The 6,802-nt window shown below is 69.3% G+C and carries 8 protein-coding genes and 1 riboswitch; of the genes, 4 read left to right on the forward strand and 4 right to left on the reverse strand.

Annotation, left to right across the window (positions count from 1 at the left end):
• A partial coding sequence (locus E3T37_RS14480) for an FGGY family carbohydrate kinase (protein WP_134367980.1) occupies positions 1-120 on the reverse strand: 120 nt, incomplete at its 3' end.
• Between the two features lie 233 nt (positions 121-353).
• A riboswitch (FMN riboswitch) is annotated at positions 354-484 on the forward strand.
• Positions 485-590: 106 nt separating this feature from the next.
• Here E3T37_RS14480 and ribD point away from each other — a divergent pair.
• Genes ribD through ribH form a run of 4 tightly spaced genes read left to right on the forward strand, consistent with a single transcriptional unit; the run spans position 591 to position 3,985 of the window.
• Positions 591-1,607 carry a bifunctional diaminohydroxyphosphoribosylaminopyrimidine deaminase/5-amino-6-(5-phosphoribosylamino)uracil reductase RibD gene (ribD, locus tag E3T37_RS14485; protein WP_241985513.1) on the forward strand — a complete coding sequence of 339 codons (1,017 nt, stop codon included), beginning with the start codon at positions 591-593 and terminating at the stop codon, positions 1,605-1,607.
• Between the two features lie 7 nt (positions 1,608-1,614).
• Positions 1,615-2,247 carry a riboflavin synthase gene (locus E3T37_RS14490; RefSeq protein ID WP_134367982.1) on the forward strand — a complete coding sequence of 211 codons (633 nt, stop codon included), beginning with the start codon at positions 1,615-1,617 and terminating at the stop codon, positions 2,245-2,247.
• A complete protein-coding gene (gene ribA / locus E3T37_RS14495; RefSeq protein WP_134367984.1) occupies positions 2,244-3,506 on the forward strand; it encodes a GTP cyclohydrolase II in 1,263 nt (420 codons plus the stop codon). The genes E3T37_RS14490 and ribA overlap by 4 nt, the downstream gene beginning before the upstream one ends.
• Positions 3,503-3,985, forward strand: a complete 483-nt coding sequence (ribH, locus tag E3T37_RS14500; protein WP_134367986.1) for a 6,7-dimethyl-8-ribityllumazine synthase — start codon at positions 3,503-3,505, stop codon at positions 3,983-3,985. The genes ribA and ribH overlap by 4 nt, the downstream gene beginning before the upstream one ends.
• 58 nt (positions 3,986-4,043) lie before the next feature.
• Here the strand turns inward: ribH and E3T37_RS14505 are convergent, their stop codons facing one another.
• From E3T37_RS14505 to E3T37_RS14515, 3 genes are read right to left on the reverse strand one after another with little or no spacing between them, the layout of a single operon-like run.
• Positions 4,044-4,871 carry an ABC transporter permease gene (locus E3T37_RS14505; RefSeq protein ID WP_134367988.1) on the reverse strand — a complete coding sequence of 276 codons (828 nt, stop codon included), beginning with the start codon at positions 4,869-4,871 and terminating at the stop codon, positions 4,044-4,046.
• Positions 4,868-5,716, reverse strand: coding sequence for an ABC transporter permease (locus E3T37_RS14510; protein WP_134367989.1), 849 nt, complete (start codon positions 5,714-5,716; stop codon positions 4,868-4,870). Before E3T37_RS14510 ends, E3T37_RS14505 begins: the two co-directional genes overlap by 4 nt.
• Complete coding sequence (locus tag E3T37_RS14515; protein ID WP_134367990.1) at positions 5,713-6,639, reverse strand: ABC transporter ATP-binding protein; 927 nt, start codon at positions 6,637-6,639, stop codon at positions 5,713-5,715. Before E3T37_RS14515 ends, E3T37_RS14510 begins: the two co-directional genes overlap by 4 nt.
• Positions 6,640-6,802 lie beyond the last annotated feature (163 nt).

A 6,802-nucleotide genomic window follows, 5' to 3' on the forward strand; every position in this document is an offset into this window, starting at 1 on the left:
CCGGGGGAAGATCTGCTCGTGCTCGAGCTGACCGGCGGAAATGATCGTCCCGGCCTTGTCGAAGATGATCGCGCGGGTACTGGTGGTGCCCTGGTCGATGGCGATGACGTGTTCGGTCATGGACTAACTCCCTTGTCAGGTCGTAACGCTGCGTACTGGTGAGGCCGTGAGTGCTGGTGAGGCCGTGACTAGAAACGATAATCGGTGCGCACCCCCCACGGGGAAGGAACGACCGCCGCCCCCGGTGAGCCTGTGCGTCGCCGAGAGTCGACCCGGGCACTGTGCGAGCTGTGAACAGTCCGGGCCGGGAATTACCCGGCGACGGATGCGTTGAGATATAACTAGTAACAAGAAACGTGCTCCGGGGTCGGTGTGAATCCGAACCGGCGGTGAAAGTCCGCGACCCGTTCCGCTCCAGGGCGAAACGGTTGAGCTGGTGAAATTCCAGCACCGACGGTTAAAGTCCGGATGAGAGGCGCACGAGTCGATTGGCCTTCCCGGCCGATCGGCGGGTTTCGCCTTGCGCAACCCACACGGTGTTCAGCGCACCGAAAACCCGGAGTTCGTTCAGAAACGAACGAGGACCGGAAATGACCGACCAGGCGACGCTCGAGGCCGTTATGCGGCGTGCGCTCGAGTTGGCCGCGAACGGACCGGCCACGGGCCCGAACCCCCGCGTCGGCTGTGTCCTCCTCGACGCTTCCGGGCAGTTCCTGGCGGAGGGCTGGCACCGTGGCGCCGGCACGCCGCACGCCGAGGTGGATGCCCTCGCCCGGCTTTCGGCCGGAGCCGCCCGCGGCGCGACCGCCGTCGTCACCCTCGAACCCTGCAACCACACCGGGCGCACCGGGCCCTGTGCGCTCGCGCTGATCGACGCCGGCGTGGCCCGCGTGGTCTACGCGGTCGCCGACCCTGGGCCCGTCTCCGGCGGCGGAGCCGACCGACTGCGCTCCCACGGCGTCGACGTCGTCGGCGGGCTGCTCGCCGACGAGGTCGGGCCCTTCCTCGCCGACTGGCTCGTCGCGGCCCGGCTGGGACGACCGTTCGTTACGCTCAAGTGGGCGTCGAGCCTCGACGGCCGGGCAGCTGCCGCGGACGGGACGAGCCGCTGGATCACCGGGCCGGAAGCCCGCCAGGACGTGCACCGGCGCCGCTCGGCGGCCGACGCCATCCTCGTCGGCACCGGCACGGTGCTCGCCGACGACCCCGCGCTGACCGCCCGCGACGCCGACGGGCAGCTCCTGCCCGCGCAGCCGGTGCCGGTCGTGATCGGCGCCCGCGGCATCCCCGTGGGCGCCGCCGTGCGGGGCCACCCGCACTCGCCGCTGATCTTCGCCACCCACGACCTGCTCGCGGTGCTCGGCGAACTGCACCGGAGCGGCATCCGTCACGCTTTCATCGAGGGCGGGCCCACGCTCGCCAGCGCGTTCGTCGCGGCCGGCCTCGTGGACGAGTACCTCGTCTACCTGGCGCCCACGCTGCTCGGCGGCGGCCGGCTGGCCCTCGGCGACATCGGCGTCGCCGGCATTGACGAGCAGCGGCGACTGACCATCGAACACTACGTCCGGCTCGGCGAGGACCTCCTCGTCGTGGCCCGGCCCAGATAGGGGAAGCATGTTCACCGGAATCATCGAGGAACTCGGCCAGGTCGAGAAGGTCGAGCGCGGGGCGGATGCCGCCCGGCTCACCGTCCGCGGACCGCTGGTCGTGGCCGATGCGGGCCACGGGGACTCGATCTCGGTCAACGGCGTCTGCCTCACGGTCGTCGAGCGCACCGGTGACACGTTCACGGCCGATGTGATGGCCCAAACCCTCGCCATGTCCACCCTCGACGCGGTGCAGCCCGGCAGCCCGGTCAACCTCGAACGCGCCGCCCGGGTGGGCGACCGGCTGGGCGGACACATCGTGCAGGGCCACATCGACGGCACCAGCACCCTGCTGGGCGTCACCCCCGGCGATGCGTGGCGGGTGCTCCGGTTCAGCCTCTCCCCCGAACTGGCCCCGCTGGTCACCGGCAAAGGGTCAATCGCCGTCGACGGCGTCTCCCTGACCGTCAGCAACATCAGCCCGGCGAGCGAACCGGACCAGTGGTTCGAAGTCTCGCTCATCCCCGAAACCCTCACCGCCACGACGCTGGGACAGCGCGCGGCCGGCGATCGCGTCAACATAGAAACAGACATCCTGGCCCGCCACGTGGAGCGCATGCTCGCCCTGGCTGACGCAGGATCGAAAAGGAGCAACTCATGAGTCTCGCTGACATCCCCGCCGCCCTGGACGCACTCAGGTTGGGGAAACCGGTCATCGTCGCCGACGACGAGGGCCGTGAGAACGAGGGCGACGTGATCATCTCCGCCCAGCTGGCCACTCAGGAGTGGATCGCCTGGACGGTGCGCTACTCCTCCGGTTTCATCTGCGCGCCGATGACCAACGACCTCGCCGACAAGCTCGACCTGCCGGTGATGGTACTCAACAACGAGGATGCGCGCGGCACCAACTACACCGTGTCGGTCGACGCGGCGGACCGCCTCAGCACCGGGATCAGCGCGGGCGACCGCGCCCACACCCTGCGGGTGCTGGCCGACCCGGACTCCACGCCCGCCAGCGTGCACCGTCCCGGCCACATCATGCCGCTCCGTGCCCGGGACGGCGGCGTGCGTGAGCGCGATGGCCACACCGAGGCCGCCGTCGACCTGATGAAGCTCGCCGGACTCGTGCCGGTCGCCGCGATCTGCGAGATCGTTGCCGAGGACGGCGAGATGATGCGCCTGCCCGGGCTGCTCGAACTCGGCGAGCGCGAGGGGGTTCTCGTGATCACGATCAAGGACCTGATCGCGTACCTGCAGGAGTTCCACTGCGACACGGACCTGCCCACCGTCAGCCCGATCCTCGAGTCGCCGCGGGTGGACTTCGAGGTGGAGACCACCGTTCCCACCGTGCACGGGGCCTTCCAGGTGCGGGCCTACCGCGACCGGATGACCGGTGCGGACCATGTGGCCATCGTCTCCGGCACCCCCGCGAACGGCGCCCTCGTGCGCGTGCATTCCGAGTGCCTGACCGGGGAGGCGTTCGGGTCACTCAAGTGCGAGTGCGGACCCCAACTCGACGCGGCGCTCGAGACGATCCGGGTCGAGGGCGGAGTCGTCGTCTACCTGCGTGGCCAGGAGGGGCGCGGCATCGGCCTGATCAACAAGCTGCGCGCCTACAAACTGCAGGAGGAGGGGCTGGATACCTTCGACGCCAACCTCGCGCTGGGCCTGCCCGCGGATTCCCGCGACTACGGCGCCGCGACGGCCATCCTGCACGAGATGGGCATCTCCTCCGTGCGCCTGCTGACCAACAACCCGGAGAAGATGCGCCAGCTCGAGGCGCACGGCATCGAGGTGACCGAACGTGTGCCACTGGTGGTCGGCGTCGGCACCCACAATCAGGATTACCTGGCCGTCAAGCGCGACCGGATGGGCCACCACATCGCAGACAGCGACATGTTGAAGGGAATCACACTATGAGCGGAGCAGGCTCCCCCGAGATCAGCGTCGACGGAACCGGGCTGGACATCGTGATCGTCGCCGGACGGTGGCACGACGTGATCACCGACGGGCTGATCGCCGGTGCCACCCGGGTGCTCGAGGAATCCGGGGCCCGCCACTCCCTGGTGCGGGTGCCCGGCAGCTTCGAGTTGCCGGTGGCATGCAAGGTCGCCCTCGACAACGGCGCCGACGCGGTCGTCGCCCTCGGCGTGATCATCCGCGGCGGCACCCCGCACTTCGAGTACGTGTCGGCGGCGGCGACGGATGGCCTGACCCGGGTGGCGCTGGACGCCGGCAAGCCCGTGGGCTTCGGCGTGCTCACCCTCGACGACGAGCAGCAGGGCCTGGACCGGGTCGGCCTGCCCGGCTCGAAGGAGGACAAGGGCGCGGAGGCGGCTGCGGCGGCCATCGCGACCGCCCAGCTGTTGCAGAAGCTGCGGGGATACAGCTTCGACTGAACCCGTTCCGGTCGACAGTGCCCGTTCCGCGGGTCACTCTCGACCGGAACGGGCACTCTCAGTCGAGGAAGAGGGCGCGCAGGCGCCTGGTCGTGAAGACCAGGCCGAGCAGGATCATCACCAGGTAGTAGAGCACGTGCCAGAGCATGCCCACGTCGACCTGGCCGGTGGTCAGGCCGCGCACGAGCTCGATCCCGTGCCAGAGCGGCAGCACCTGGATCACGTACTGGATCGGCTGCGGGTAGACGCTCAGCGGATAGAACGTGGCTGAGAACAGGAACATCGGCAGCAGCAGGAAGTTGATCCAGTCCATCTGCTGGAACGTCTTCATGAAGCTCGTCACCGCCATCCCCACGCTCGCGAAGCCGAACGCGATCAGCAGCACGGCCGGCAGGGCGAGCAGCGCCCACCAGGACAGGTTCAGCCCGAGCACCTGCATCACCACCATGAACCCGGTGGCGTACAGCGCCCCACGGAGCAGGGCCAGTGAGATCTCGCCGAGCGCGACATCCAGCGGGCCCAGCGAGGTGGACAGCATCCCCTCGTAGAGCTTCGCGAACTGCATCTTGAAGAACACGTTCCAGGTGGAGTCGTAGATGGCGCCGTTCATCGCCGCGACCGCCAGCAGCGCCGGCGCGATGAACGCCGCGTAGGGAACCTCCTGGCCGGACTCGGTTGTGATCGTGCCGACCAGGGCGCCGAGGCCGAGCCCCATCGAGAGCAGGTAGAAGATCGGCTCGAAGAAGCCGCTGACCACGACCAGCCAGTTCGTGCTCCGCGTCGCCTGCCAGCCCCGCAGCATGACACTGCGAGCGTTGCCGGCGTAGAGGGCGCCGAGCGGGCGGGATGCCGCGGCATCCGTTCTCAGGTCGTCGATCCCGGTCATTTGTTCAGCCTCCTCGCGGCGACCCGGCGCGCCCAGGTCCAGCCCAGGGTCAGCAGAATCGCCAGGTAGAGCACGTGCGTCACACTCAGCCAGATCGGCTCGCTCGCCCCGTAGGTCAGCACCCGGGCGAGCTCGGTGCCGTGCCAGAGCGGGGAGATCCAGCCGATCCACTGCAGCCAGACCGGCAGCACGCTGAGCGGGAAGAAGGTGCCGGAGAACAGGGTCATCGGCAGGATGATGAACCGCATCACCATGGCCAGCTGACCGGTGTCCTCGGTCAGGGTGGCCGTGTACGCCATCAGCAGGGCGCCGAAGCCGAGCCCGGTGAGCAGGGCCGCGAAGACGGCCAGGAACCCGGCCGGGGACGGCACCGCCCCGAAGACCAGCATGAACGCGTAGTAGATGCCGCAGGTGACGCTCATCCGCAGGGCCACCGAGATGACGATGCCGTTGATGATCTGCCCGGGCTGGATCGGGGCGGCGTTCATGCCGTAGAACACCGGGTTCCACTTGAAGCCGAGCATGATCGGGTAGGTGAACTCCTCGCTGGCCACGGTGATCGCCGCGCTGCAGAGCAGGGCGGGGGCGACGAAGGCCAGGTAGCTGACCCCGGCCACCGCGTCCGGGCCCAGGTTGGCGTCGACGAGGGTGGCCAGGCCGACGCCCATCGCGTAGAGGTAGATCACCGGGTTGCCGATGGCGGTCACGACCACCGTCTGGGCGTAGGAGCGCATCACCCGGAAGCGGTGCTCGGCCACATACCAGGAACCCCAGCGCCGGGCGTGCCGGGTGGCACGGATGGCCTGGTCGCCGACGGAGCCGGGCGGGGGCGTGGGCGTGCTCATTCGATCAGGGTCCGCCCGGTCAGGCGCAGGAACACGTCTTCGAGGCTGGAGCGCCGCACCAGGCTGGTGATCGGTTTCAGCCCCGCGTCGATGATGCGCACCAGCTCGGACTCGCCGTTCTCGCTGTAGATCAGGATGCGGTCGGGCAGCACCTCGAGCCGGTCGCCCATCCCGGCGAGCTGCGCGGCCACGTCGGCGTTCAGGTCCGAGCCGAACCGCACCTCGAGCACCTCCCGGGACGAATAGGTGCGGATCAGCTGCGCCGGGGCGCCCTCGGCCATGATGACGCCCTTGTCGACGACGACCAGCCGGTCGCAGAGCTGCTCCGCCTCATCCATGTAGTGGGTGGTCAGCAGCAGGGTCGTGCCCTGTTCCTTGAGCCGGAACAGCCGGTCCCAGAGGATGTGCCTGGCCTGCGGGTCGAGCCCGGTGGTGGGCTCGTCGAGCAGGAGGATGCTCGGCTCGTTGATCAGGGCCCGGGCGATGGTCAGGCGCCGCTTCATGCCGCCGGACAGGGCGTCGACCCTCGCCTTCGCCTTGTCTTCCAGCTGCGCGAACGCGAGCAGCTCGTCGGCACGGCGGGCAACCTGGGCCCGCGGGAGGCCGAAGTAGCGCCCGTAGACGAGCAGGTTCTCCCGCACCCTCAGTTCGGTGTCGAGGTTGTCGGTCTGCGGCACGACGCCCAGGCGCGAGCGGATCTCCGGGCCGTACCGGTCCGGGTCCATGCCGAGGATGCGCAGGTCGCCGCCGGTGCGGGTGGAGACGGCCCCCACCATCCGCATGGTCGTGGATTTGCCGGCGCCGTTCGGGCCGAGCAACCCGAACGACTCTCCGGGAGCGACCTCGAAGGAGATGCCGTCGACGGCGGCGAAATCCTTGTACTTCTTGACGAGATTCTGGGCAACGATGACGGGCTCTGGCACAGTTCCCCACTGTAGACCGGGCGACCGACGCCGCGCGGGATGCGGTTAAGCTCAACTGGTGAGCACCCCGAACACGAACCCCCCGTCCTCTTCGACCCGCGAGGCATCCGCCCCGCCCGCCGCCCGGCCCGCCGCCCGGCCTGCCGCCCCGGCCGCTGCCCCG

The sequence above is a fragment of the Cryobacterium sp. TMT2-10 genome (assembly GCF_004403075.1).
GTDB classification, from domain to species: Bacteria; Actinomycetota; Actinomycetes; order Actinomycetales; family Microbacteriaceae; genus Cryobacterium; species Cryobacterium shii.